Genomic DNA, 24,494 nt, shown 5'->3' with positions numbered 1-24,494 from the left:
GCGATGCGCTGGATGCTGCTGTTGTTCATCAGCCTGAGCCTTCCGGCGCTGGCCGAACTCGACTATTCACTCAAGCCCCGGCAGATCGCCGCCGACACCTGGTTGCTGGAAGGCAGCACCGACAATTTTGCCAAGGCCAACGGCGGCAATATCGTCAACACCGCGTTCATCGTCACCGAACGCGGCGTGGTGGTGATCGACACCGGGCCGTCCAGGCGATACGGCGAAGCGATGCGCAAAGCCATTGCCGCGACCACCGACAAACCGGTGATCCAGGTGCTGCTGACCCATCATCATCCCGATCATGTGCTGGGTAATCAGGCCTTCAGCGATGTGCCGATCAGCGCGCTCGCGGGCACCTGCGAGTTGTTGAAACAGCAGGGCGACGCCATGGCCGAGAACATGTATCGGTTGGTGGGCGACTGGATGCGGGGCACCGAAGTGGTGTTGCCGACTGAGACGCTGACGCCCGGCGTGCGAAATTTTGGGGATCACGATCTGCGCCTGCTGAGCCTGGGTGGGCACACCGGCGCGGATCTGGCTATTCTCGACCAGCAAACCGGCGTGCTGTTTGCCGGGGATCTGGTGTTTTACCAGCGGGCGCTGACCACGCCCAACAGTCCGGGTTTGTCGGTGTGGCTGGCGGACATTGCCACGCTTCAGGGGTTGGCGTGGACGCTCATCGTCCCCGGTCACGGCCCGATCTCCACGGATGCAAAACCGTTCGAACAAATGCGTGATTACCTTGGCTGGCTCGACCAGTTGATGCGCGACGGTGCGGCCGACGGCAGCGACATGGCCGAGATGATCCGCAGCCCGATTCCCGAACGCTTCGCCGGGATCAGCCTGAGTCGCTACGAACTGATCCGCAGCGTCAGCCATCTCTATCCGCGCTACGAGCGCACACAAATGAAACGCGTTGACTCAAACCTGTAGGAGCCGGCTTGCTGGCGATCGGGACGCCTCGGTCTGTCTGATACACCGCGTTGCCTGGATCGCCAGCAAGCCGGCTCCTACGGATCTCGGGTGTGTTCGGGATCGGGGGTAACGCAAACCCTGTAGGAGCCAGCTTGCTGGCGATGGCGATTTCATTGGCGCCATCGCCAGCAAGCTGGCTCCTACAGGGTTGGGGCGTTCAAAAAACCGATGTCCGACCCGGTACTAAGGAACTAGCAATCTCAGCACTGCGGGCAATTGTTGCAAGGGCGGCGGCGCCCAAGAATCTGCACCAGACCGGGAAAATTTCCCGGGTATAACAAAAACCGCAGAGGCAGCCGTCATGACCCAACCCGCACGTCGCCAACCCTTCGTCTTGAGCCTGTTGCTCAGTGCCATGCTGTTGTCCGGCACGGCATTGGCCGCCGTCACCGACCAGGACATTCTCCAGGACCCCAAGAACCCGGAGCAGATCGTCACTAACGGTCTGGGCGTCCAGGGTCAGCGCTACAGCCCGCTCGACACCCTCAACGTCAACAACGTGAAGGACTTGCGGCCGGTCTGGGCCTTCTCCTTCGGTGGCGAAAAACAACGCGGTCAGCAAGCGCAGCCGATGATCAAGGACGGCGTGATGTACATGACCGGCTCCTACTCGCGGGTGTTTGCGGTGGATGCGCGCACTGGCAAGAAACTCTGGCAATACGATGCACGCCTGCCTGATGACATCCGTCCGTGCTGTGACGTGATCAACCGGGGCGTGGCGCTGTATGGCGACCTGGTGATTTTCGGCACCCTCGACGCCAAGCTCGTGGCCCTGAACAAAGACACGGGCAAAGTGGTGTGGAGCAAGAAAGTCGCCGACCACAAGGAAGGCTATTCGATCAGCGCCGCGCCGCTGGTGATCAACGGCAAACTGATTACCGGCGTGGCCGGTGGCGAGTTCGGCGTGGTGGGCAAGATCGAAGCCTACGACCCGAAAAACGGTGATCTGCTGTGGACCCGACCAACCGTCGAGGGCCACATGGGCTACGTCTACAAGGACGGCAAAGCGGTAGAGAACGGCATTTCCGGTGGCGAAGCAGGCAAGACCTGGCCCGGCGATCTGTGGAAAACCGGCGGTGCCGCGCCTTGGCTCGGCGGTTACTACGACCCGGAAACCAATCTGCTGCTGTTCGGCACCGGCAACCCGGCGCCGTGGAACTCGCACCTGCGTCCTGGCGACAACCTTTACTCGTCGTCACGCCTGGCGCTGAACCCTGACGACGGCACCATCAAATGGCACTTCCAGAGCACGCCTCACGACGGTTGGGACTATGACGGCGTGAACGAACTGGTGTCGTTCAACTACACCGAAGGCGGTAAAGAAATCAAAGCCGCCGCGACTGCGGACCGTAACGGCTTCTTCTACGTACTGGATCGCACCAACGGCAAGTTCATTCGCGGCTTCCCGTTCGTGGACAAGATCACTTGGGCCACAGGGCTCGATAAGGATGGCCGGCCGATCTACAACGAAGCCAGTCGTCCGGGCGCACCGGGCACCGAAGCCAAGGGCAGTTCGGTGTTCGTCGCCCCGGCGTTCCTCGGCGCGAAAAACTGGATGCCGATGGCCTACAACAAGGACACCGGGTTGTTCTACGTACCGTCCAACGAGTGGGGCATGGACATCTGGAACGAAGGCATCGCCTACAAGAAAGGCGCAGCGTTCCTCGGTGCCGGTTTCACCATCAAGCCTTTGAACGAAGACTACATCGGCGTGCTGCGCGCCATCGACCCGAAAACCGGCAAGGAAGTCTGGCGTCACAAGAACTTCGCGCCGCTGTGGGGCGGGGTGCTGACCACCAAGGGCAACCTGGTGTTCACCGGCACGCCGGAAGGTTTCCTCCAGGCATTCAATGCCAAGACCGGCGAGAAAGTCTGGGAATTCCAGACCGGCTCCGGCGTACTCGGCTCGCCGGTTACCTGGGAAATGGACGGCGAGCAGTACGTCTCGGTGCTGTCCGGATGGGGCGGCGCGGTTCCGCTGTGGGGCGGCGAAGTGGCCAAGCGCATCAAGGACTTCAACCAGGGCGGCATGCTCTGGACCTTCAAGTTGCCGAAAGACCTGGTGGCCAAGCACTAACTCCCAACCCACCACATAACCCCTGTGGGAGCGAGACCGGCTTGCCGGCGATAGCGGTGTCTCATTCAACCAATGTGTTGAGCCTGATACCGCCTTCGCGAGCAGGCTCGCTCCCACAAGGATTTGTTACACCGCAAGATTTGCGGCAAACCTACTACCAAATAACGAGAGCCCCCCTGCCAACGGCGCATTCGTCTGGCACGCGGGGCTCTCTACTATCGGTTCATCGCCTGTTTGCCCGACAGGCATCGACCCAGACAGAGGCCCATCATGATCTACGCACAACCTGGAACACCCGGCGCCGTCGTTTCCTTCAAGCCGCGCTACGGCAACTTCATCGGCGGCGAGTTCGTCGCACCGGTCAATGGCGAGTACTTCACCAACACCTCGCCGGTAACCGGTGAAGTGATCGCCGAGTTCCCGCGCTCCAGCGCCGCCGACATCGAAAAGGCGCTCGACGCCGCCCACGCCGCTGCCGATGCCTGGGGCAAAACCTCGGCGCAGGACCGCTCGCTGGTGCTGCTGAAAATCGCCGATCGCATCGAACAAAACCTCGAAATACTCGCCGTCACCGAAACCTGGGACAACGGCAAGGCCGTGCGCGAAACCCTCAACGCCGACGTGCCGCTGGCCGCCGACCACTTCCGTTACTTCGCCGGTTGCATCCGTGCACAGGAAGGTGGCGCCGCCGAAATCAACGAGCTGACCACCGCCTATCATTTTCACGAGCCATTGGGCGTGGTCGGGCAGATCATCCCGTGGAACTTCCCGCTGCTGATGGCCGCGTGGAAACTCGCCCCGGCCCTGGCGGCAGGCAACTGCATCGTGCTCAAGCCTGCCGAGCAGACGCCGCTGTCGATCATGGTCTTCGCCGAACTGATCGCCGACTTGCTGCCGGCCGGTGTACTGAACATCGTGCAAGGTTTCGGTCGCGAAGCCGGTGAGGCACTGGCCACCAGCAAACGCATCGCCAAGATCGCCTTCACCGGCTCCACTCCGGTGGGCGCGCACATCATGCATTGCGCCGCCGAGAACATTATTCCGAGCACCGTCGAACTGGGCGGCAAGTCGCCGAACATCTTCTTCGAAGACATCATGAACGCCGAGCCACAGTTCATCGAGAAAGCCGCCGAAGGCCTGGTGCTCGCTTTCTTCAACCAGGGCGAAGTCTGCACCTGCCCGTCGCGTGCGCTGGTGCAAGAGTCGATCTACGAACCGTTCATGGCCGAGGTGATGAAGAAGATCGTCAAGATCAAACGCGGCAACCCGCTGGACACTGAAACCATGGTCGGCGCCCAGGCGTCGGAGCAGCAATACGACAAGATTCTCTCGTACCTGAAAATTGCCCAGGAGGAGGGTGCCGAGCTGCTCACCGGCGGCGCGGCGGAACGTCTTGAAGGCGACTTGTCGAGCGGCTATTACATCCAGCCGACCCTGCTCAAGGGCCACAACAAGATGCGCGTGTTCCAGGAAGAAATCTTCGGCCCGGTGGTGGGCATCACCACGTTCAAGGACGAAGCCGAAGCCCTGGCGATTGCCAACGACAGCGAGTTCGGCCTCGGTGCCGGCCTGTGGACCCGCGACATCAACCGCGCGTACCGCATGGGCCGGGCGATCAAGGCCGGGCGTGTCTGGACCAACTGCTACCACCTGTACCCGGCGCATGCCGCGTTCGGTGGCTACAAGAAATCCGGTGTCGGCCGTGAGAACCACAAGATGATGCTCGACCATTATCAGCAGACCAAAAACCTGCTGGTGAGCTACGACATCAACCCGTTGGGGTTCTTCTAACCCCGCAAAATCACCACAATCCCCCTGTGGGAGCGAGCCTGCTCGCGATGGCGGCGTGACAGTCAACATCAATGTTGAATGTAATGGCCTCATCGCGAGCAGGCTCGCTCCCACATTGGATTTTTGTGTGCCTGACGACCTCGCCATACCCCCTACCAACGCACCCCACAACCTCCTTCGAAAGTAGCATTCGGGCGTCTGCCGCCCCGTGCATTAATGGCTTTACCGGAATCGTCCGGCACAAGAAGAGGAATGACCCATGTGGACTAAACCCGCGTTTACCGATCTGCGCATTGGCTTCGAAGTGACGATGTATTTCGCCAACCGCTGATCGTCCACCCGGCCAGCCGCAGCGTTGGCCGGGCCTGCCTTCTGGAGCATCGCCCATGCACATTCGCGTTCTCGGTTCCGCCGCTGGCGGTGGTTTTCCGCAGTGGAACTGCAACTGTCGCCAGTGCGCCGGTATACGCAATGGCAGCCTGCGCGCGCAACGTCGCACGCAATCTTCCATTGCCCTGAGCGACAACGGTGTGGACTGGGTGCTGTGCAACGCTTCCCCGGATATCCGCGCGCAACTCGAGAGTTTCGCGCCGCTGCAACCGGCACGTCGCTTGCGCGATACGGCCATTGCCGGCGTGGTCCTGATGGACAGCCAGATCGACCATTGCACCGGCCTGTTGAGCCTGCGCGAAGGTTGCCCGCATTCGGTGTGGTGCACCGAGCGGGTACATGAAGACCTGAGCAGCGGCTTTCCGTTGTTCACCATGCTCAAGCACTGGAATGGCGGTTTGCAGTGGCAACCGATCGGACTCGATCGCCAGCCGTTCAGCATCGCGGCCTGCGAGCATTTGCAGTTTCGGGCCATTCCACTGGTCAGCAACGCACCGCCGTATTCACCGAACCGGGGCAACCCGCAACCGGGTGACACCATCGGCCTGTTTATCGAAGACCGGCGCACGGGCGCTTCGTTGTTCTATGCGCCGGGCCTTGGGCAAATCGATGACGAGGTGTTGAGCTGGATGCAGCGTGCCGATTGCCTGTTGCTGGATGGCACGTTGTGGCGAGATGACGAAATGCGCGTCTGTGAAGTCGGCCAAAGCCTGGGCAGCGAGATGGGGCATCTGCCGCAGAGTGGGGCGGGCGGCATGCTGGAGGTGTTGGAGGGTTTTACGCGTCAGCGCAAGGTGCTGATCCACATTAACAACACCAACCCGATCCTCGACGAAGATTCGGCTGAGCGGGCGTTGCTGGAGCGGCGCGGTATCGAGGTGGCCTATGACGGCATGGATATTGTGCTGTAGCGGATGACGCCTTCGCGGGCAAGTCGGATCGCCGCACCGCTCGCTCCTACAGGCGATGCGCAAACCTTGTAGGAGCGAGGCTTGCCCGCGAAGACGCCAGACCAGACACCGCAAATCCTCCAGGAGACCTGCAATGACTGATACAGCGATGACCCCCACCGAATTCGAACAGGCCCTGCGCGCCAAAGGCGCGTACTACCACATCCATCACCCGTTCCACCAAGCCATGTACGCCGGTCGCGCCAGTCGCGAGCAGATTCAAGGCTGGGTCGCCAACCGCTTCTACTACCAGATCAACATTCCGCTCAAGGACGCCGCCATCCTCGCCAACTGCCCGGACCGCGACGTGCGCCGCGAATGGCTGCAACGGATTCTCGACCACGACGGTGTGCCTGGCAGCGAAGGCGGTATCGAAGCCTGGTTGCGCCTCGGTGAAGCGGTGGGTCTGGATCGTGAGCAGATTCTGTCCCAGGAACTGGTATTGCCCGGCGTACGTTTCGCCGTGGACGCCTACGTCAATTTCGCCCGGCGCGCCTGCTGGCAGGAAGCGGCGAGCAGTTCGCTGACCGAGCTGTTCGCCCCGCAGATCCACCAATCGCGGCTCGACGCCTGGCCAACGCATTACCCGTGGATCGACGTCGCCGGTTACGACTATTTCCGCACACGCCTGAGTCAGGCGCGGCGCGATGTCGAGCACGGTTTGCGCATTACTCTGGCGCACTACGTCACCGTCGAAGCCCAGCAGCGGATGCTGGAAATCCTCCAGTTCAAGCTCGATGTGCTGTGGAGCATGCTCGACGCCATGAGCATGGCCTATGAGCTGGAACGCCCGCCGTATCACACGGTGACCACCGAGAAAGTCTGGCACCGAGGGATCGACCTGTGAGTCTGATTAACCGCGAAAAATCACCGTCCTTAAGGCAGGGTTTTCGCTTGCAGTGGGAACCTCGTCAGGATTGCCACGTGCTGCTGTACCCCGAAGGCATGATCAAACTCAACGCCAGTGCCGGGCAGATTCTCGATCTGCTGGACGGTCAACGCAGTGTGGCGGCGATCATCGATATGCTCTCCGCGAGTTTTCCCGGTGTGCCGGGGATCGACGAGGATGTGCTGGCGTTTCTGGAGGTGGCCCATGCTCAATTCTGGATCGAATGATGCGCCTCCGGGGCCACCGCTGTGGCTGCTGGCGGAGCTGACTTATCGCTGCCCGTTGCAATGCCCGTATTGCTCCAATCCACTGGATTTTGCGCAACAAGGCGCGGAGTTGAGCACTGAAGAATGGATTCGCGTGTTTCGCGAGGCGCGTGCGATGGGTGCGGCGCAACTGGGGTTTTCCGGCGGTGAGCCGTTGGTGCGCCAGGACCTGGCTGAGTTGATCAAGGCCGCACGGGACATGGGTTATTACACCAACCTGATCACCTCGGGCATCGGCCTGACCGAGCAGAAAGTCCATGATTTCAAACTCGCCGGGCTCGACCATATCCAGATCAGCTTCCAGGCCGCCGACGAAGCGGTCAACAACATGCTCGCCGGTTCGCGCAAGGCGTTCGCACAGAAGCTCGCCATGGCCCGCGCGGTGAAAGCCCAGGGTTATCCGATGGTGCTGAACTTCGTCACCCATCGGCACAACATCGACCGTATCGACCGCATCATCGACTTGTGCCTGGAGCTGGAAGCGGATTTTGTCGAGCTGGCTACGTGTCAGTTTTATGGGTGGGCCGAGCTCAATCGCGTGGGCCTGTTGCCGACCCGCGAGCAATTGCAGCGCGCCGAACGCATCACTAATGAATACCGCGAACGGCTTGAGGCGCAGGGCCACCCGTGCAAGTTGATCTTCGTCACCCCGGATTACTACGAAGAACGCCCCAAGACCTGCATGAACGGCTGGGCCAATCTGTTTCTCGACATCACCCCGGACGGCACGGCGTTGCCCTGTCATAGCGCCCGGCAATTGCCGGTGACGTTCCCGAATGTGCGCGAACACAGCATCGAGCACATCTGGAACGACTCCTTCGGTTTCAACCGCTTCCGTGGCGACGACTGGATGAAGGAGCCGTGCCGCTCCTGCGATGAAAAACACAAGGACCTGGGTGGCTGCCGCTGCCAGGCGTTCATGCTGACCGGCGATGCCGCCAATGCCGACCCGGTGTGCAGCAAGTCGCCGCACCATGGCGTGATCCTCAAGGCTCGCGAGGAAGCCGATGCGCCGGGGCAGGGCATGGAACATTTGACCTTGCGTAACGAGAAGGCTTCCCGCTTGATCTACCGCGGATAACCCACCCAACACACAATCCCCTGTAGGAGCCGGCTTGCTGGCGATGGCGGCCGCACTTGCGACGCATAGCTCGCGGGCCTCATCGCCAGCAAGCCGGCTCCTACAGGGGATCTCCAGTGACCTCGGAATCTGACTACCCATTGGTCTGATTGCATTCACAGCCGGATGGGTTAGTGTGGTTCTTACCTTCCAAAACAATAAAAACAGGCTTTCCAATGAGCCAGAGTCTCAGCCAGCTGCGTAAATTCGTTTCGCCTGAAATCATCTTCGGTGCCGGTTGCCGGCACAACGTCGGCAACTATGCCAAGACCTTTGGCGCGCGCAAGGTCCTTGTGGTCAGTGACCCTGGCGTCATTGACGCCGGTTGGGTTGCCGATGTCGAGGCCAGCCTGCAGGCCCAGGGCATCGATTACTTTTTGTATAGCGACGTTTCGCCCAACCCGCGTGTCGAGGAAGTCATGCTCGGTGCCGAGTTGTACCGGGAAAACCATTGCGACGTGATCGTCGCCGTCGGTGGCGGCAGCCCGATGGATTGCGGCAAAGGCATCGGCATTGTCGTCGCTCACGGGCGCAGCATTCTCGAGTTCGAAGGGGTGGACACCATCCGCGTGCCCAGCCCGCCATTGATCCTGATCCCGACCACCGCCGGCACCTCGGCGGACGTCTCGCAATTCGTGATCATCTCCAACCAGCAAGAACGCATGAAATTTTCCATCGTCAGTAAAGCGGTGGTGCCGGACGTGTCGCTGATCGACCCGGAAACCACCCTGAGCATGGACCCGTTCCTGTCGGCCTGTACCGGCATCGACGCGTTGGTGCATGCCATCGAAGCCTTCGTTTCTACGGGCCACGGGCCACTGACCGACCCCCACGCGCTGGAAGCCATGCGCCTGATCAACGGCAACCTCGTGCAAATGATTGCCAACCCGACGGACATCGCACTGCGCGAGAAAATCATGCTCGGCAGCATGCAGGCCGGGCTGGCGTTTTCCAATGCGATCCTTGGCGCGGTGCACGCCATGTCTCATAGCCTCGGTGGCTTCCTCGATTTGCCCCATGGCCTGTGCAACGCGGTGCTGGTGGAGCACGTGGTGGCCTTCAATTACAGCTCGGCGCCGGAACGCTTCAAGGTGATTGCTGAGACGTTCGGCATCGATTGCCGTGGCCTCAATCACCGGCAGATCTGCGGGCGGCTGGTTGAACATCTGATCGCGTTGAAACACGCCATCGGCTTCCACGAAACCCTTGGCTTGCACGGCGTCAGCACGGCGGACATCCCGTTCCTGTCGCAACATGCCATGCACGACCCATGCATCCTGACCAACCCGCGTGAATCCAGTCAGCGTGATGTCGAGGTCGTCTATGGCGAAGCCCTCTGACGAACAACAACGGGCGCTGGCCGGGTTACTCGGGTTAGGCAGCCATTCGGCGCGCAAGAGCCATTACCCGGAACTGGCCGCCCGCCTGGAAGACCTGGAAACCGAGCGCAATCGTTACAAGTGGCTGTTCGAGCACGCGGTCTACGGGATTTTCCAGGCCAGCCTCGACGGCGGCATGCGTGCCGCCAACACGGCGCTGGCACGCATGCTCGGCTATCAGGACCCGCAAGACGTGATGTTTTCCAAGGCAGACCTGGCCAGCCAGCTGTTCGTCGGCGGTGAGCAGGAGCTGGAAAACATCGGCGAGATCCTTCGGCATCAAGGCAGCCTGCATGGCTACGAAACCCAGTTGCGCCGCCAGGACGGCAGCAGCGTCGATGTGCTGATGAACCTGTTGCTCAGGCCCGATAAGGAACAACTGGTGGAAGGTTTTGTCGCTGACATCACCGAACGCAAACAGGCCCAGCAACGGTTGCAACAGCTCAATGACGAACTGGAACAACGTGTCACCGCGCGCACCGACGAATTGCTTGAAGCCAACCGCAACCTGCAGCAACAGATCACCCAGCGCAAACAGATCGCCGAAGCCTTGCGCGATGCCCGTGATGCCGCCGAGGCCGCCAATCGCAGCAAGGACAAATACCTCGCCGCCGCCAGTCATGACCTGCTGCAACCGCTCAACGCCGCGCGTTTGCTGATTTCGACCTTGCGTGAGCGCAAACTGCCGGACGTCGAGCAGGTGCTGGTCGAGCGCACGCATCAGGCCCTGGAAGGGGCGGAAGATTTGCTCACCGATTTGCTGGATATCTCCCGGCTCGATCAAGCGGCGGTCAAACCGGATGTCGCGTTGTACCGCCTCGATGAATTGCTCGGGCCGCTGGTGTCGGAATTCCACTCAGTGGCCGACGCGGCCGGGCTGCGCTTGCGCGTGCACATGGGCGATTACGCCATTCGCACCGACCTGCGTCTGATGACGCGCATCCTGCGCAATTTCCTCAGCAACGCCTGTCGCTATACCGACCAGGGCAGCATCCTGCTCGGGGCCCGGCGTCGCGGTGAAATGTTGCGTCTGGAAGTCTGGGATACCGGGCGCGGGATCCCGGCGGATCGCCTCGACTCGATCTTCCTTGAATTCAATCAACTGGACGTCGGCCGCGCCGCCGACCGCAAAGGTGTGGGGCTGGGGTTGGCGATCGTCGAGCGCATCGCCAAGATCCTCGACTACCGGATCCAGGTGCATTCGCTGCCGGGACGCGGCTCGATGTTCAGCATTGAGGTGCCGATTTCCCATGAGGTTCCGTTGCCCATCAGCCTCGCGGCGCCCCAGCCGAGTACCGGCAACCCGCTACCGGGCCGGCGTTTGCTGGTGCTGGACAACGAGGTCAGCATTCTGCAAAGCATGAGCGCGTTGCTCGGGCAGTGGGGCTGCGAAGTGGTCACCGCCACCGATGAAGCCTCGGCGCTGGCCGCGTTGCAGGGGCATGCGCCGGAGCTGATTCTGGCGGATTACCACCTCGATCATGGGGTGGTGGGGTGCGAGGTGGTCCGGCATTTGCGCGAGCATTTCAGTCAGACGATTCCGGCGGTGATCATCACCGCCGACCGCACCGATCAGTGCCGCCGCTCCTTGCAGCGACTGGATGCGCCGTTGCTGAACAAGCCGGTGAAACCCGGCAAGTTGCGTGCGGTGCTGAGTCAGCTGTTGGGGTAGGCGCGGTATTGCAGGCTGAAACCCAGCTCGGCGGATTGACCTTGTTCCAGCAACACCAGTCCCGGCCGACCGGGCAAGTGGTGCGCATTGACTGGATGGCTCACCGGTTCGATGCAGAAAAACGCCAGGTCCACAGGGCAGTAGAGCAGGTAGTAATCGCTGCCGCTGGCTTGGCATTCCAGTTCATAACCGAGGTCGGGTTGCTGGATCAGGCAATGGCCATCCCATTCGCAGAAACCGTTGTCGACCAGCGTGTCGGGCAGGGCCTTGAGCTGGCGAAAATCCCACTCGGCAGGCAACGAACCGAGTCGGGTCGGCAGTTTGGAGGCGTCGCACCACCACACCTGCTCGGCCTTGGCCTGTAACCGAGTGCCGGCGGTACGCGGCAAGTACGGATGCAGCCCCAAACCTTGCCACGCGGCGCGCTCGGCCAAGTGCGTGACGTGCAACTCGATGCTCAGTTTGCCCTGGCTCAAATGAAAACGCTGCCGGGTGCGATAGGCGAACGGCCTGGTGCTGTCGAGTTGCAGGACGACTTCATCACGCTCCTGCGAAACCACCTGCCACGGTTGTTGCCAGGCGCTGCCGTGAATCGGCAGGGGATCGGTGAGGCTGTTGGGCTCGAGCGCGAGCCAGCCGTCCGGGCGATCGAAACCACCGTCGGAAATACGGTTGGACCATGGCACCAGCGGAAAACAGCCGAGCTTGCCCGGCAGACCGGTGTTCAGCGCGTGCGCGTCACTGTGGCGCAACAGCGGCTGCCCCGAACTGATCACGGTCCAGTTGACGATGCTGCCACCGGTTTCGGGGGCGAGGGTGAGGTGGGTGAATTCGTCTTCGAGTTCGAGCAGTGTTGGCGTCATGTTGACCTGCGAAATCAATGAATGCGTGGACTATCTGTAGGAGCCAGGCTTGCCGGCGAAGGCGTCCTTGAGATCGCCTTCGCCGGCAAGCCTGGCTCCTACAGGTACAGCGTTGTCTGGCGAATTCGGTCAGTGGCTGAAAAGGGCTTCCGGCAAACCTTTTACCCCAGGATCAAGGGCGAACACACCGCCCGCCAGTGACTGTTCGTCATGGTCGTCGCCGGGGCGGATCGAGGTCACGAACAGGGTGTCCAGTCGACTGCCACCAAAGGCGCACATGGTCGGCTTTTTCACCGGTACGGTGAGGGAGCGGTCCAGACGTCCATCGGGGGTGAAACGGTGAATCAGCCCGGCATCGTTGGCGCAAATCCAATAGCAGCCTTCGGCATCCACGGCCGCGCCATCGGGGCGACCGCAGAAGTGATTCATGTCGACGAACAGCCGGCGGTTTGTCGGCGTGCCGCTGTCGATGTCGTAATCGAAGGCCCAGATTTGCTGGGCCAAGGGATGCGAGTCAGACAGGTACATCGTGCGCCCGTCCGGGCTGAAACCCAGGCCGTTGGGGACGATGAATCCTGAAAGTCGGGCGTCGAGCGGCCCGCGCTGGCCATTGGTGTAGCGATACAGCGCACCGTCGGCCGCGTTGGCGCCCATGTTCAACACCATGCTGCCGGCCCAGAAACGCCCCTGACGGTCACAGCGACCATCGTTGAGGCGCATGTCGGTGCGCGGGTGATCGACGTGGGCCAGCAGTTCGCTGTCGAGGCTGCCGTCATTGTGCGGCTGGAGGCGGAAGAATCCGCTTTCCATCCCGGCGACCCAGCTGCCATCGTGGTGACGCGCGATGCAGGCGAGCATCTCCGGCGCCGTCCAGGCCTCGACATGCCCGGTTTCGGCGCTCCAGCGTTGCAGGCCCCCGGCGGGAATATCGACCCAGTACAGGGCGTTTTCCTCGGGAACCCAGACCGGGCTTTCACCGACCGTGTTGCGGGCATCGACAATCAATTCGGCTTGCATGGCAACTCATTCCCTGGGTTTTTGTTGTGGGGATCAAGTGAACAGCGCTGACTCAATCGCCGAACGGACCGGACGCGACAAACGCGCCACCCTGGTAAACCATGGCCGGGTCATCGGCGGCCGGCATCGGCTGGGCGTCGATTTTTGCACGGAACACTTCAGAGGTGTCCTGCGGTGCATAACCCAGCGCGGTGGCGTAGCGGTTGTCCCACCAGAGATTCTTGTTGTCGGAAGCGCCATAGACCACGGTGTGGCCGACGTTCGGCGCGTACAGGGAGCGTTCGATCAATTGGGTCAGGTCGCCAAAGCTCAGCCAGGTGCTCATCATTCGACGATTTAGCGGTTCCGGGAACGACGAGCCGATACGGATGCTGACGGTCTCGATGCCGTAGCGATCGAAGTAGAAGCTGGCCATGTCTTCGCCGTAGGACTTGGACAAACCGTAGTAGCTGTCCGGGCGGCGAGGGGATCGGCCGTCAATCACTTCATCCTGTTTGTAGAAACCGATGACGTGGTTGGAACTGGCGAAAATCACCCGCTTGACGCCATGACGGCGCGCCGCTTCGTAGATGTGGAACACGCCGCAGATGTTGGCGCCGAGGATGTCTTCGAACGAATGCTCTGTCGACACACCGCCGAAGTGCAGGATCGCGTCCACGCCTTCGACCAGGTGATGCACGGCTTGCTTGTCCGCGAGGTCGCAGGTCACGACTTCTTCGCGGTCATCAATGGCGGGAGCGATGTCAGCGATGTCCGACAGGCGAATGACCTTGGCGTAAGGGCGCAGGCTTTCGCGCAGCACTTTACCGAGGCCACCGGCGGCACCGGTCAGCAGCAGGCGATTGAAAGGGGCTTGGGAAGTGGTGGTCATGGAAGTTCCTGGGCGCGAAATTATTGTTGTTGAATTTGTTGTAGGTTGTCGTACGACTGTGCCGAAGTATCGTTAGGGTTTCCGGGTCTTGTCAACGCGACTTTGGGCAAAAAAGACGGAGGGTTAACCACTACCCCTGTAGGAGCCGGCTTGCTGGCGATGCAGGCACCGCGGTGTATCAGGAAGACCGCGTCGTCTGGATCGCCAGCAAGCCGGCTCCTACAGGTTTTGGATCAGCCGGGAAACGTATTACAACAACGAAATCGGGTAGTTGATGATAATGCGGTTTTCATCGAACTCGTTGTTGCTGAAGTCTTTGCGAATGCTCGCGTTGCGCCATTTGACGTTGAGGTTCTTCAGCACGCCGCTCTGCACGGTGTAGGCCAGTTCCGATTCGCGCCCCCATTCCTTGCCGTCGGTGATGGCGCCGGTGTGCACGTTATCGCCGCTGATGTAGCGGTTCATCATCGTCAGGCCGGGAATACCGAGCGCGACGAAGTTGTAGTCATGACGCAGTTGCCAGGATTTTTCCCGTGCGTTGTCGTAGCTGGAGTTGTAGCTGTCGTTGGCCAGGGTGCCGCCGCTGGTGCCGTTGACGCGCATCCAGGCATTGTCACCGGTGAGCTTTTGCAGGCCGACGTAAAAGGTGTTGCCGCCGTATTTGGCGGACAGCATGGCGAACGTGGTTTTGTTGTCCAGGTCGCCGGCGAGGGCACTGCCATCTTCCTTGCCGTTGAAGAAACCGAGGTTGGCGCCGAGGGTCCAGTCGCCGATGGGTTGGCTGTGGCTCAGGTTGAAATACTGCTGCTGATAAATGTCGCTGAGTTCCGAGTACCACACGCCGACCTGCGTGCGCTTCTCGTTGAACAGGTATTCACCACCACCGAAGTTGAAACGGTCCGAGGTGAACGCCGCTTTGCCGTTCATGGACATGTCTTCCATGCTCGCATCGTTGCGCGGGCTGTTCTGGCGGAACTGGCCGCCGTAGAGCGTCAGGCCGCTGATCTCGGTAGAGGTCACCTGGCCACCGCGGAAGGTTTGCGGCAGGGAGCGGCCGTCATCCGAGCGCAGGATTGGCAGTACTGGCATCCATTCGCCGACCTTCAATTCGGTTTTAGAGATTTTGCCTTTGAGCGCCACCCCCATCCGACCGAAGTTGTCGGCAGGGCGACCGTCATCGTGGATCGGCAGCAGTTGTGTACCGCCGGTACCTTTGCCGCCATCGAGCTTTTGCGAGTACAGGCCCAGCACATCCACACCAAAACCGACCGGGCCTGGCGTGAATCCTGACTTGGCGTCGAGGATGAAGTTTTGCGTCCACTCTTCAGCCTTGCCTTGTGGGTAGGTCGGGTTGGTGAAGTTGCGGTTGATGTAGAAGTTGCGCAGGTTCAGCGTGGCCTTGGCGTCATCGACGAAACCTTCGGCGTGGCCGATCACAGGCATGGCGAGTACGGCCAGGCTGCTGCAACCGATCAGGCTCAGGGTATGACGGCGTGCGAAAACAGGGCGAGAGGTGCGGATGGAGGAATTGCGGGCGAGTTTGCTCACTGTGACGTTCCCTGGGTATTTGTTGTTTTTATTTTTTGTCATACGTCGTCGTACAACATCGGGGCGATTATTTGCGAGTGTTTCAGGGTATGTCAATCAGAAGTTATACGATGACTTGAATGGCTCCACACGATCCTTGTAGGAGCCGGCTTGCTGGCGATTCAGGCACCGAGGTGTATCAGGAAGACCGCGTCGCCTGGATCGCCAGCAAGCCGGCTCCTACAAAAACGGTGTTTATCCGGTAATCATCGGGGGCATGGTGCCCAGGAGGGAGACTGCCGCCACCGCGCCAATGCCCAGCAGCCACTCCATAATCACGCTGGTTTTGAGCGTCGCCATGCGCTGCTCGCAATCCTTGATCCGCTGCCGATTGAACAGCGCCAACCCCAGCATCGCACTCACCAGCAGCACCTTGATCAGCAGAATCAAGGCAAACCCGGACAGCAACGGGGTCGGCCAGAACTGCCCGGTCAGCACCCGTACATTGATCAGCCCGGTGATCACCAATCCCGCCACCAGCGCATAACCGACACCGCTGAAGCGTTGCAGTATTTCGCGAACAGCATGGCCGCCCGGTTGCCGCAGGATCATCACCAGCAGCAACAACCCACCGAGCCAGGCGCCGACGCAGGTCAGGTGAATGATTTGATTGAGGATCAGCAACTGCCCGCTGAGGCCATCGAGCATCGCGCCGTGACCGACCGGCGCCAACGTTGCCAGCAGCAGGCCGCCGAGGACCAGGCGCAAGGGCAGGCTGGCGTGAAGCGGCGTCAGCAGCACAACCATCAGCAAACCATTGAGCAGCAGATGCCAGCGCCAGACCTGGCCGAAAAACGTATTGCCCAGCACCAGGCGCAAGGTCGACGGATCGAACGCCGCCTCCCACGCACCGGCCATGCTGACGGTGATCAGCAGCAGCCAGGCGATGCCGCTGACCAATGCGACCGAGGCGAGCCAGCGGCTGACTCGCGCCAGCGTTTTGTCCAGCAGCGCCTCATGACCCAACAGCAGCGGCCTGAATACCCAGACCCCGAACAGCATCAGCACCACGGTGAAATGCAGGAAGCGGCACAGCACCATCGCGCTCGTCATGAATTACTGGCCGACCTTGAAGCTGTAGGCGCCTTCGCTTTTGTGGGTATCGACCGACACCGCATGCCATTCGACTTTGTAGGCGCCCGCTGCCAATGGCGCTGCCGGGGTCACGACCAGGGTCTTTTTATCGCTGCCTTCGGTGGCCAGGCTTTTCACCTCTACGTTGGCGCCGTCCTTGCTGATCGTGACTTTGGTGAATGCCGCTTCGACACCTTCGGAGAACACCAGGCGCAATTCCGACGGTGCACTGACGGTGCTGTCGGCAGCCGGCGTCTGGCTTTTCAGGTGAGCGTGGGCAAACACCGACGAAGCGGCGAGCAGCGAGCCGAGCAGGGCGGCGGCGGTCAGGGTTTTCTTGAAAAGCATCGTGGATACCTCAGAGGCAGGTTCGAAGAAGGGCGACAGTTTAACTGCGAGCGCGAGCGGGCGGGTGTACGAAGTTTCGTTTTCCGCTGTCGCCGCGATGTAGGGCGGATGCTAGTCTTGAGCAACGCTGTTGTCAGGGAGCCCTCATGGGCAATCACAAGATCGAGATTCGCCGCAGTAACGTCGAAAAAATTCTGCTCGGGGCCGAAAAGGTCTTTGCTGAAAAAGGTTTCGGCGGTACCGCCATGGCGGATATCGCCGCCGAAGTGCAACTGCCGCGCTCCAATCTGCATTACTACTTCAGCACCAAGACCGAGCTCTACAGTGCCGTGCTGTTCGATTTGCTTGAGGTGTGGAAGCAGGATGCGCTGTGCTTCGAGATGTTCGATGACCCGCGCGTGGTGCTCAGCAGCTACATCCGCGCCAAGATGAACCACTCGCGCAGCCGGCCTTACGGCTCGAAAGTCTGGGCCAACGAAATCATCCACGGCGCGCCGACGCTGGGTGAGAAACTCGACGCCAGCCTGTACGACTGGGCCAAGATGAAAGAAGCGAAAATTCGCCAGTGGGTGGACGACAAACGCATCCTGCCGGTGGAGCCTTCCAGCTTGCTGTACATGATCTGGGCGTCGACTCAGCATTACGCCGACTTTGATCATCAGGTGAATATTCTGAACGATCACCAGCCGCTGTCGGACATGCAGTTCGAGCGGGCGGTGCAGACGGTGACGAGCGTGATTTTGCGGGGGATCGGGTTGGAGCCTTGAGGTTTGCGGTGTGGCTGACGGCCTCTTCGCGGGCAAGCCTCGCTCCTACAAGGACCGCTGTAGGAGCGAGGCTTGCCCGCGAAGGCGTCAGACCAGACAACGCATCACTTAAACGGCGACATGATACGGATTCCTCGGATCATGATTCCAATCCAGAAACGGCTTGCCGTTCTCCATCGGCACCATCTCGATGCAATCCTGCACCGGGCAAGTGATCTGGCACAAATTGCAGCCCACACACTCATCATCGATCACTTCATATTTGTGCGTCCCATCCGCCTGCCTGACGCTGGCCACCGCCTGGTGCGAGGTGTCTTCGCAAGCGATATGGCAGCGACCGCAACCGATACACGCCTCCTGGTCAATTTTCGCGATCACCTGATAGTTGATGTCCAGGTACTTCCAGTCCGTGGTATTGCCCACCGCCCGCCCGGAAAATTCCGACACGCTGGCATAACCCTGACTGTCCATCCAGCGTGACAAGCCGTCCTTCATGTCCTCGACAATCCGGAAACCATGCAGCATCGCCGCCGTGCACACCTGCACCGAGCCGCTGCCCAGCGCGATGAATTCCGCTGCGTCGCGCCAGTTGCCGATGCCGCCAATACCGGAGATCGGCAGGCCTTGCGTCTGCGGATCGCGAGCGATCTCGGCGACCATGTTCAACGCAATCGGCTTCACCGCCGAACCGCAATAACCGCCGTGAGTGCTTTGGCTGCCGACGATGGGATTGGCGACCATGCGTTCCAGGTTAACGCTGGTGATCGAGTTGATCGTGTTGATCAGCGACACCGCATCGGCGCCGCCGCGATGGGCCGCGCGGGCGGCGACGCGGATGTCGGTGATGTTCGGTGTGAGCTTGACGATTACCGGCAGCGAGCAATACGTCTTGCACCAGCGGGTGACCTGCTCGACATACTCCGGCACCTGACCGACCGCCGCGCCCATGCCCCGTTCCGGCATGCCGTGAGGGCAGCCGAAGTTCAGCTCGATGCCGTCGGCGCCGGTGGCTTCCACCAGCGGCAGGATGTGTTTCCAGGATTCTTCGACGCAGGGCACCATCAGCGACACGATCAATGCGCGGTCCGGCCAATCCTTTTTCACCTGGGTGATTTCCCGCAGGTTGATCTCCAGTGAGCGGTCGGTGATCAGCTCAATGTTATTGAAGCCCAGCACTTCACGGTTGGCGCCGAAATGCGCCGAGTAGCGCGACGACACGTTGACCGCCGCCGGGTCTTCACCCAGGGTTTTCCAGACCACGCCACCCCAGCCGGCCTCAAAGGCGCGGACCACGTTGTAGGCCTTGTCGGTCGGCGGCGCAGAGGCCAGCCAGAACGGGTTGGGGGATTTGATGCCAGCGAAGACAATCGAAAGATCGGCCATTTACGCAGCCTCCACATTGAGCATCAATTGAGCGTTGATCGCCTCGGCAGCCAGCTTGCCGTGCTGCACGGCTTGCACGGTGAGGTCCTGATCGAGGCTGGTGCAGTCGCCGCCGGCATACACGCCGGGGATGCTGGTGCGCAGCTGTTCATCGACGGCAATCCGATCACCCTGACGCTTGAGTTCACGGGCCAGCGGGTCGCTGAGGGCGCTTGAGTCAAAGGCCTGGCCGATGGCTTTGAAGATCGCATCGGCGACCAGTTCGAAGGTTTCGCCGGTGGTTTGCAGGCGACCTTCCACTAAATGTGTGCGGGCGAAGCGCATGCCGCGCACGTGGCCTTGATCATCGAGCAACACTTCTTCGGGTTGCGCCCACGTCAGCAAACGCACCTGATTGGCTTTGGCGATGTCTTGTTCGTGGTGGGTGGCGCCCATGTCCTCGACACCGCGGCGATACACCAGATTCACGTCATGCGCGCCGAGGCGGGCCATTTGCACGGCCATGTCGATGGCGGTGTTGCCGGCGCCGAGTACGATGCAGTGGTCGGCCAAAGGCAGTTGTGTCAGGTCATCGGCCTGGCGCAATTCTCGGATGTATTCGGTGGCGGCGAGCAGGCCGGGTGCGTCCTCGTGATTCAGTCCAAGCTGTTTGCTGGCATTAAGACCGAGGCCGAGGAACACCGCGTCGAATTGCTGATGCAGGTCGCTCAAGGTCAGGTTTTCACCGAGTTTGTGCCCGTGACGGATTTCGATGCCACCGATCTGCAACAGGAAATCCAGCTCCTTTTGTGCGTAATCGTCCACCAGTTTGTACTTGGCGATTCCGTATTCGTTGAGGCCGCCAGCCTTTTCCCGTGCTTCGAAAATCACCACGTCATGCCCGTGCATGGCACTGCGATGAGCGCAGGACAAACCGGCCGGACCGGCCCCTACCACCGCGATGCGTTTACCGGTTGCGGCGGCGCGCGGGAAGGGGTGTTCGCTAAAGTGCGCGTTGTCCACGGCGTAACGTTGCAAGAGGCCGATCAAGACGGGCGCGCATTCATGGTCGTTGTTGCGCACACACGCTTGCTGGCAGAGGACTTCGGTCGGGCAGACCCGGGCGCAACTGCCACCGAGGATGTTCGCCGAGAGAATTTTCTGCGCCGCGCCTTGCACGTTGTCCTGATGGATATTGCGGATGAACGAGGGAATGTCGATGTCGCTCGGACAGGCATTCACGCACGGCGCGTCGTAGCAATACAGGCAGCGCGAGGCTTCCTGGTGCGCCTGGCGATCGTTGAGCGGCGGTGCCAGATCGGTGAAGTGGCCGGCGAGGGCGGCCGCATTCTCAACGGGATGCGGGAGGTGGGTCAGGGTCTTGATCACGGTGTTGGCCTCACGGTTATTTGAGGTAACTGCCTCTGATGGGCATTGGTTTTTTGTCGCCTGGGCCGGCCTCTTCGCGGGCAAGCCTCGCTCCTACGGTGGATCGCATTTCAAACTGTAGGAGCGAGGCTTGCCCGCGAAGGCCGAAGGCCACGATCTCAGCGTTTCACAGCAACCGGCTGATTCAACTCCGCCCGCTTGCTCAGCAAATCAAACACCGCCGGATACGCCGGCCGTTCGACATAGCGCCCGGCTCCACGCTCGGCGCGCAAATCACCGTCCGCCCAGACCACCCGGCCCTGGCTGATCGTATGGCTCGGCACACCGCGCACGGTCTTGCCTTCGAAGATGTTGAAGTCGACCTGCTGGTGATGAGTCTTCGCCGAAATCGTCCGTGTGCCCTCGGGATCCCACAGCACCAGATCCGCATCGGCACCCACGCGAATCGCACCTTTACGCGGGTAGAGGTTGAAGATCTTCGCGGTGTTGGTGGAGGTGAGCGCCACAAAGTGCTGCATCGAAAAACGCCCGGTGTTCACCCCTTCATCCCACAGCACGGCCATGCGGTCTTCGATCCCGGCGGTGCCGTTCGGGATCTTGCTGAAGTCGTCACGGCCCGCGGCTTTTTGCTCGGCGCAGAAACAGCAGTGGTCGGTGGCGGTGGTGTGCAGGTTGCCGGACTGCAAGCCATGCCAAAGCGCTTCCTGATGACCGCGAGGACGGAAGGGCGGGCTCATCACGTAACCGGCGGCGGTCTGCCAGTCCGGATGCTGGTAGACGCTGTCATCCAGCAACAGATGCCCGGCCAGCACTTCACCGTAGACTTGCTGGCCTTTGCTGCGGGCATAGGTGATTTCGTCGAGGGCTTCCTTGGTCGACACGTGCACCAGGTACAGCGGCGTGCCCAGGGTTTCGGCGATACGAATCGCCCGGCTCGCCGCTTCACCTTCGACTTGCGAAGGGCGCGACAGCGGATGCGCTTCAGGGCCGGTAATGCCTTGGGCCATCAACTTGCGTTGCAGGTGATAAACCAGTTCACCGTTTTCCGCATGCACGGTCGGCACGGCGCCCAATTCCAGGCAGCGCTCGAAACTCGCCACGAGGGTGTCATCGGCCGCCATGATCGCGTTCTTGTAGGCCATGAAATGCTTGAAGCTGTTGACCCCGTGATGGCTGACCAGCTCGGCCATTTCCTCACGGACCTGCTCGCTCCACCAGGTGATCGCCACGTGGAAGCCATAGTCCGACGCTGACTTTTCGGCCCAGCCGCGCCACTGATGAAACGCTTCCATCAACGACTGCTGCGGGTTGGGAATCACGAAGTCGATGATCGACGTGGTGCCACCGGCAAGTCCCGCCGCCGTGCCACTGAAAAAGTCTTCACTGGCCACGGTGCCCATGAAGGGCAGTTGCATGTGCGTATGCGGGTCGATGCCGCCGGGCATCAGGTATTGGCCGCTGCCGTCGAGCACTTCGGCACCCGCCGGAACATCAAGATTGTCACCGATGGCTTTGATCACGCCGTCGGCGCAATAGACGTCGGCGCGATAACTTTCATCATGGGTAATAACGGTGGCGCCACGGATCAACAGAGACATTCCGAGTTCCTCGCAGGCAATGACTGACTGGTGTCAGTTCTAACTGTTTTATATGCAGCTGGCGTCAACGGTCGTATTCCTGTCAACGCTGTCAGGATTAGAAGCTAGTATGAGTTCAAGGATTGAGCAAGAATATTTTTTATAAGCATATAACCGTTTTAAGTTATTGATAAATAATAACTAAATCGATTAATCACCAAAATGGTGAGGCCTCTCACCATTTTGACGCACTTGACAGGTTCCAAAAATAGACGAGATTTCTTATGTGAAATCAGCCGCTTGAGAATGGTCTATGGTTGATGCGCAACTTTGAAAAAAAGATCGATGCACCAGATTGAGTCCTGACGGTTCGGACAACTTGCCTGGCTTTTAGCCTGAGAGAACAGACAAGTCGCCGAGCACTTGCTGGAGATAGATATAAAACTGATCAACATCAGTTAGTTGCAAAGTTTTTATGGAACTGCCCGATGCGTATTCGGAGTGCCCGGCACGTTTATTGATGCCGCCAGCCCCCGATGAGCAAAAAATAATTCAAAGAACAGTGGAGCGGCCATGCAACAGATCAGATCGCAAGTGACCGAACGCGACGGCTTGTTCGAGCTCGAAGCCGGCAGCGATGTCCTTGACAGTCCCCGATACAACCACGACATGGCACCGACCAAGGTGCGCGAACGGACCTGGAACAAATGGCACATCACCGCGCTGTGGGTTGGCATGGCGATCTGCGTGCCGACCTACACCCTCGGCGGTGTGCTGACCGCCTATTTCGGTCTGACGGTCGGCGAAGCGCTGGTGGCGATTCTGCTCGCCAACATCATTGTGTTAATCCCGCTGACCCTGAATGCGTTTCCCGGCACTAAATACGGCATTCCGTTCCCGGTATTGCTGCGTTCGTCCTTCGGCATCCTCGGTTCCAATATTCCCTGCCTGATCCGTGCGCTGGTGGCGTGTGGCTGGTTCGGCATCCAGACGATGTTCGGCGGACTGGCGATTCACCTGTTTCTGGGCTCGGTGTTCGAGGGCTGGAAGTCCCTCGGAGGCACCGGCGAAGTCATCGGTTTCATGGTCTTCTGGGCGCTGAACCTGTGGGTGGTGATTCGCGGCGCCGACTCGATCAAATGGCTTGAAACGCTGTCCGCGCCGCTGCTGGTGCTGGTGGGTGTCGGTCTGCTGGTGTGGGCGATGCCGAACGTGTCGATGACCGAGTTGCTGGCGATCCCGGCCAAGCGTCCGGAAGGCGCCAGTGTGGTCAGCTATTTCGCCGCCGGGCTGACCGCGATGGTCGGGTTCTGGGCGACGTTGTCGCTGAACATTCCCGACTTCAGCCGCTACGCCAAAAGCCAGAAAGACCAGATTGTCGGGCAGATCATCGGCTTGCCGCTGACCATGTTCCTGTTCGCCTCGCTGGGCGTGGTGATGACTGCCGCGTCGGTGAAACTGGTGGGCGTGACCGTCTCCGATCCCGTGACGTTGATCGGCCATATCCAGAGCCCGGTCTGGGTGGCGCTGGCCATGGCGTTGATCATCATCGCCACGCTGTCCACCAACACCGCGGCCAACATCGTGTCGCCGACCAACGATTTCCAGAACATCGCGCCGAAGGTGATCAACCGCACCAAAGCGGTGTTGCTCACCGGGCTGGTGGGGTTGTTGCTGATGGGCCATGAACTGCTGAAGAAGCTTGGGTTGATTGTCTCGGACCTGAGCCTGGAAACGGTCTATTCGAACTGGCTGCTGGGTTATTCGAGCCTGCTCGGGCCCATCGCCGGGATCATGGTGGTGGACTATTTCCTGATCAAGAAACAGCAACTGGACCTGGCCGGGTTGTATCGCGATGACGTGTACCCGGCGTGGAACTGGTTTGGATTTATCGCGTTCGGCGTGCCGGTGGTGCTGACGTTGTTGTCGTTGGGCAGCGATGCGTTCAGCTGGTTTTACAGTTATGGCTGGTTCACTGGCTCGGCGTTGGGCGGGTTGATTTATTACGGGTTGTGCTCGATGCGGCCCAGCCCGTCTATCGCGAAATCTCCGGTGTGAGGGATGGCCCCATCGCCGGCAAGCCGGCTCCTACAGTTGAAATGCGTCCCCCTGTAGGAGCCGGCTTGC

At 60.5% G+C, this 24,494-nt stretch carries 21 protein-coding genes; 12 read left to right on the top strand and 9 right to left on the bottom strand.

Annotation, left to right across the window (positions count from 1 at the left end; genetic code table 11):
- Positions 1-3 precede the first annotated feature (3 nt).
- From ACYZUC_RS06380 to ACYZUC_RS06335, 10 genes are all read left to right on the top strand, one after another.
- Positions 4-936, top strand: a complete 933-nt coding sequence (locus tag ACYZUC_RS06380) for a quinoprotein relay system zinc metallohydrolase 1 (RefSeq protein ID WP_461994411.1) — start codon at positions 4-6, stop codon at positions 934-936.
- A 343-nt stretch (positions 937-1,279) separates the two neighbouring features.
- Entirely contained in the window at positions 1,280-3,055 is a 1,776-nt protein-coding gene (locus ACYZUC_RS06375) for a PQQ-dependent methanol/ethanol family dehydrogenase (protein WP_461994410.1), read from the top strand.
- A gap of 270 nt (positions 3,056-3,325) precedes the next feature.
- Positions 3,326-4,846, top strand: a complete 1,521-nt coding sequence (gene exaC, locus ACYZUC_RS06370; protein ID WP_461994409.1) for an acetaldehyde dehydrogenase ExaC — start codon at positions 3,326-3,328, stop codon at positions 4,844-4,846.
- 259 nt (positions 4,847-5,105) lie between these two features.
- The gene (gene pqqA / locus ACYZUC_RS06365) at positions 5,106-5,177 is read left to right on the top strand and encodes a pyrroloquinoline quinone precursor peptide PqqA (RefSeq protein ID WP_003253598.1); all 72 of its coding nucleotides are present in this window, start codon (positions 5,106-5,108) and stop codon (positions 5,175-5,177) included.
- A 55-nt stretch (positions 5,178-5,232) separates the two neighbouring features.
- Positions 5,233-6,147, top strand: coding sequence for a pyrroloquinoline quinone biosynthesis protein PqqB (gene pqqB / locus ACYZUC_RS06360; protein ID WP_461994407.1), 915 nt, complete (start codon positions 5,233-5,235; stop codon positions 6,145-6,147).
- Between the two features lie 133 nt (positions 6,148-6,280).
- The gene (pqqC, locus tag ACYZUC_RS06355; protein ID WP_461994406.1) at positions 6,281-7,033 is read left to right on the top strand and encodes a pyrroloquinoline-quinone synthase PqqC; all 753 of its coding nucleotides are present in this window, start codon (positions 6,281-6,283) and stop codon (positions 7,031-7,033) included.
- Positions 7,030-7,302, top strand: a complete 273-nt coding sequence (gene pqqD / locus ACYZUC_RS06350; protein WP_461994404.1) for a pyrroloquinoline quinone biosynthesis peptide chaperone PqqD — start codon at positions 7,030-7,032, stop codon at positions 7,300-7,302. The genes pqqC and pqqD overlap by 4 nt, the downstream gene beginning before the upstream one ends.
- A complete protein-coding gene (pqqE, locus tag ACYZUC_RS06345) occupies positions 7,280-8,422 on the top strand; it encodes a pyrroloquinoline quinone biosynthesis protein PqqE (protein WP_461994402.1) in 1,143 nt (380 codons plus the stop codon). Before pqqD ends, pqqE begins: the two co-directional genes overlap by 23 nt.
- Before the next feature lie 215 nt (positions 8,423-8,637).
- Positions 8,638-9,801 carry an alcohol dehydrogenase-like regulatory protein ErcA gene (ercA, locus tag ACYZUC_RS06340; protein ID WP_461994401.1) on the top strand — a complete coding sequence of 388 codons (1,164 nt, stop codon included), beginning with the start codon at positions 8,638-8,640 and terminating at the stop codon, positions 9,799-9,801.
- Positions 9,785-11,512: a PAS domain-containing hybrid sensor histidine kinase/response regulator gene (locus ACYZUC_RS06335; RefSeq protein WP_461994399.1), complete on the top strand. Its 1,728-nt coding sequence runs from the start codon at positions 9,785-9,787 to the stop codon at positions 11,510-11,512. Before ercA ends, ACYZUC_RS06335 begins: the two co-directional genes overlap by 17 nt.
- Here the strand turns inward: ACYZUC_RS06335 and ACYZUC_RS06330 are convergent.
- The 6 genes from ACYZUC_RS06330 to copC all read right to left on the bottom strand — a co-directional run bounded on the left by ACYZUC_RS06330 (position 11,497) and on the right by copC (position 17,272).
- The gene (locus ACYZUC_RS06330) at positions 11,497-12,375 is read right to left on the bottom strand and encodes an aldose 1-epimerase (RefSeq protein WP_461994397.1); all 879 of its coding nucleotides are present in this window, start codon (positions 12,373-12,375) and stop codon (positions 11,497-11,499) included. The two genes, ACYZUC_RS06335 and ACYZUC_RS06330, sit on opposite strands and share 16 nt — an antisense overlap.
- Before the next feature lie 129 nt (positions 12,376-12,504).
- Complete coding sequence (locus tag ACYZUC_RS06325) at positions 12,505-13,392, bottom strand: SMP-30/gluconolactonase/LRE family protein (RefSeq protein WP_461994395.1); 888 nt, start codon at positions 13,390-13,392, stop codon at positions 12,505-12,507.
- A gap of 52 nt (positions 13,393-13,444) precedes the next feature.
- Entirely contained in the window at positions 13,445-14,263 is an 819-nt protein-coding gene (locus ACYZUC_RS06320; protein WP_461994393.1) for an NAD-dependent epimerase/dehydratase family protein, read from the bottom strand.
- A 249-nt stretch (positions 14,264-14,512) separates the two neighbouring features.
- Positions 14,513-15,811, bottom strand: coding sequence for an OprD family porin (locus ACYZUC_RS06315; protein ID WP_461994392.1), 1,299 nt, complete (start codon positions 15,809-15,811; stop codon positions 14,513-14,515).
- A gap of 234 nt (positions 15,812-16,045) precedes the next feature.
- Positions 16,046-16,903 carry a copper homeostasis membrane protein CopD gene (gene copD, locus ACYZUC_RS06310; RefSeq protein ID WP_461994391.1) on the bottom strand — a complete coding sequence of 286 codons (858 nt, stop codon included), beginning with the start codon at positions 16,901-16,903 and terminating at the stop codon, positions 16,046-16,048.
- A 3-nt stretch (positions 16,904-16,906) separates the two neighbouring features.
- Positions 16,907-17,272, bottom strand: coding sequence for a copper homeostasis periplasmic binding protein CopC (copC, locus tag ACYZUC_RS06305; protein WP_008036774.1), 366 nt, complete (start codon positions 17,270-17,272; stop codon positions 16,907-16,909).
- Positions 17,273-17,418: 146 nt separating this feature from the next.
- On the opposite strand from copC, the gene ACYZUC_RS06300 reads away from it, so the two are divergent.
- On the top strand, positions 17,419-18,039 hold the full coding sequence (locus ACYZUC_RS06300; RefSeq protein WP_008024841.1) for a TetR/AcrR family transcriptional regulator: 621 nt from the start codon (positions 17,419-17,421) through the stop codon (positions 18,037-18,039).
- A gap of 108 nt (positions 18,040-18,147) precedes the next feature.
- On the opposite strand, the gene preA is transcribed toward ACYZUC_RS06300, so the two are convergent.
- From preA to hydA, 3 genes are all read right to left on the bottom strand, one after another.
- Positions 18,148-19,422 (bottom strand): NAD-dependent dihydropyrimidine dehydrogenase subunit PreA, encoded by a 1,275-nt coding sequence (gene preA / locus ACYZUC_RS06295; protein ID WP_461994390.1) that lies wholly within the window; start codon positions 19,420-19,422, stop codon positions 18,148-18,150.
- Positions 19,423-20,790, bottom strand: a complete 1,368-nt coding sequence (locus ACYZUC_RS06290) for an NAD(P)-dependent oxidoreductase (RefSeq protein WP_461994389.1) — start codon at positions 20,788-20,790, stop codon at positions 19,423-19,425. It abuts the gene before it with no gap.
- Positions 20,791-20,948: 158 nt separating this feature from the next.
- Positions 20,949-22,388 carry a dihydropyrimidinase gene (gene hydA, locus ACYZUC_RS06285; protein ID WP_008036777.1) on the bottom strand — a complete coding sequence of 480 codons (1,440 nt, stop codon included), beginning with the start codon at positions 22,386-22,388 and terminating at the stop codon, positions 20,949-20,951.
- Between the two features lie 552 nt (positions 22,389-22,940).
- On the opposite strand from hydA, the gene ACYZUC_RS06280 reads away from it, so the two are divergent.
- Positions 22,941-24,425, top strand: a complete 1,485-nt coding sequence (locus ACYZUC_RS06280; RefSeq protein WP_461994387.1) for an NCS1 family nucleobase:cation symporter-1 — start codon at positions 22,941-22,943, stop codon at positions 24,423-24,425.
- Positions 24,426-24,494: the final 69 nt, after the last annotated feature.

It is taken from the genome of Pseudomonas sp. GT1P32 (assembly GCF_054897805.1).
The sequence above is the reverse complement of the archived record's forward strand: the minus strand, read 5'-3'. Positions and strand labels throughout refer to the sequence as shown.

What these genes read in the sequence shown, in the direction of transcription:
- pqqE (WP_461994402.1), top strand. Translation starts at nt 7,280, where the DNA reads ATGCTCAATTCTGGATCGAATGATGCGCCTCCGGGGCCACCGCTGTGG.
- ercA (WP_461994401.1), top strand. Translation starts at nt 8,638, where the DNA reads ATGAGCCAGAGTCTCAGCCAGCTGCGTAAATTCGTTTCGCCTGAAATC.
- copC (WP_008036774.1), bottom strand. Translation starts at nt 17,272, where the DNA reads ATGCTTTTCAAGAAAACCCTGACCGCCGCCGCCCTGCTCGGCTCGCTG.
- ACYZUC_RS06300 (WP_008024841.1), top strand. Translation starts at nt 17,419, where the DNA reads ATGGGCAATCACAAGATCGAGATTCGCCGCAGTAACGTCGAAAAAATT.
- hydA (WP_008036777.1), bottom strand. Translation starts at nt 22,388, where the DNA reads ATGTCTCTGTTGATCCGTGGCGCCACCGTTATTACCCATGATGAAAGT.
- ACYZUC_RS06320 (WP_461994393.1), bottom strand. Translation starts at nt 14,263, where the DNA reads ATGACCACCACTTCCCAAGCCCCTTTCAATCGCCTGCTGCTGACCGGT.
- preA (WP_461994390.1), bottom strand. Translation starts at nt 19,422, where the DNA reads ATGGCCGATCTTTCGATTGTCTTCGCTGGCATCAAATCCCCCAACCCG.
- ACYZUC_RS06325 (WP_461994395.1), bottom strand. Translation starts at nt 13,392, where the DNA reads ATGCAAGCCGAATTGATTGTCGATGCCCGCAACACGGTCGGTGAAAGC.
- pqqB (WP_461994407.1), top strand. Translation starts at nt 5,233, where the DNA reads ATGCACATTCGCGTTCTCGGTTCCGCCGCTGGCGGTGGTTTTCCGCAG.
- exaC (WP_461994409.1), top strand. Translation starts at nt 3,326, where the DNA reads ATGATCTACGCACAACCTGGAACACCCGGCGCCGTCGTTTCCTTCAAG.
- ACYZUC_RS06330 (WP_461994397.1), bottom strand. Translation starts at nt 12,375, where the DNA reads ATGACGCCAACACTGCTCGAACTCGAAGACGAATTCACCCACCTCACC.
- copD (WP_461994391.1), bottom strand. Translation starts at nt 16,903, where the DNA reads ATGACGAGCGCGATGGTGCTGTGCCGCTTCCTGCATTTCACCGTGGTG.
- ACYZUC_RS06375 (WP_461994410.1), top strand. Translation starts at nt 1,280, where the DNA reads ATGACCCAACCCGCACGTCGCCAACCCTTCGTCTTGAGCCTGTTGCTC.
- ACYZUC_RS06335 (WP_461994399.1), top strand. Translation starts at nt 9,785, where the DNA reads ATGGCGAAGCCCTCTGACGAACAACAACGGGCGCTGGCCGGGTTACTC.
- ACYZUC_RS06280 (WP_461994387.1), top strand. Translation starts at nt 22,941, where the DNA reads ATGCAACAGATCAGATCGCAAGTGACCGAACGCGACGGCTTGTTCGAG.
- pqqC (WP_461994406.1), top strand. Translation starts at nt 6,281, where the DNA reads ATGACTGATACAGCGATGACCCCCACCGAATTCGAACAGGCCCTGCGC.
- ACYZUC_RS06380 (WP_461994411.1), top strand. Translation starts at nt 4, where the DNA reads ATGCGCTGGATGCTGCTGTTGTTCATCAGCCTGAGCCTTCCGGCGCTG.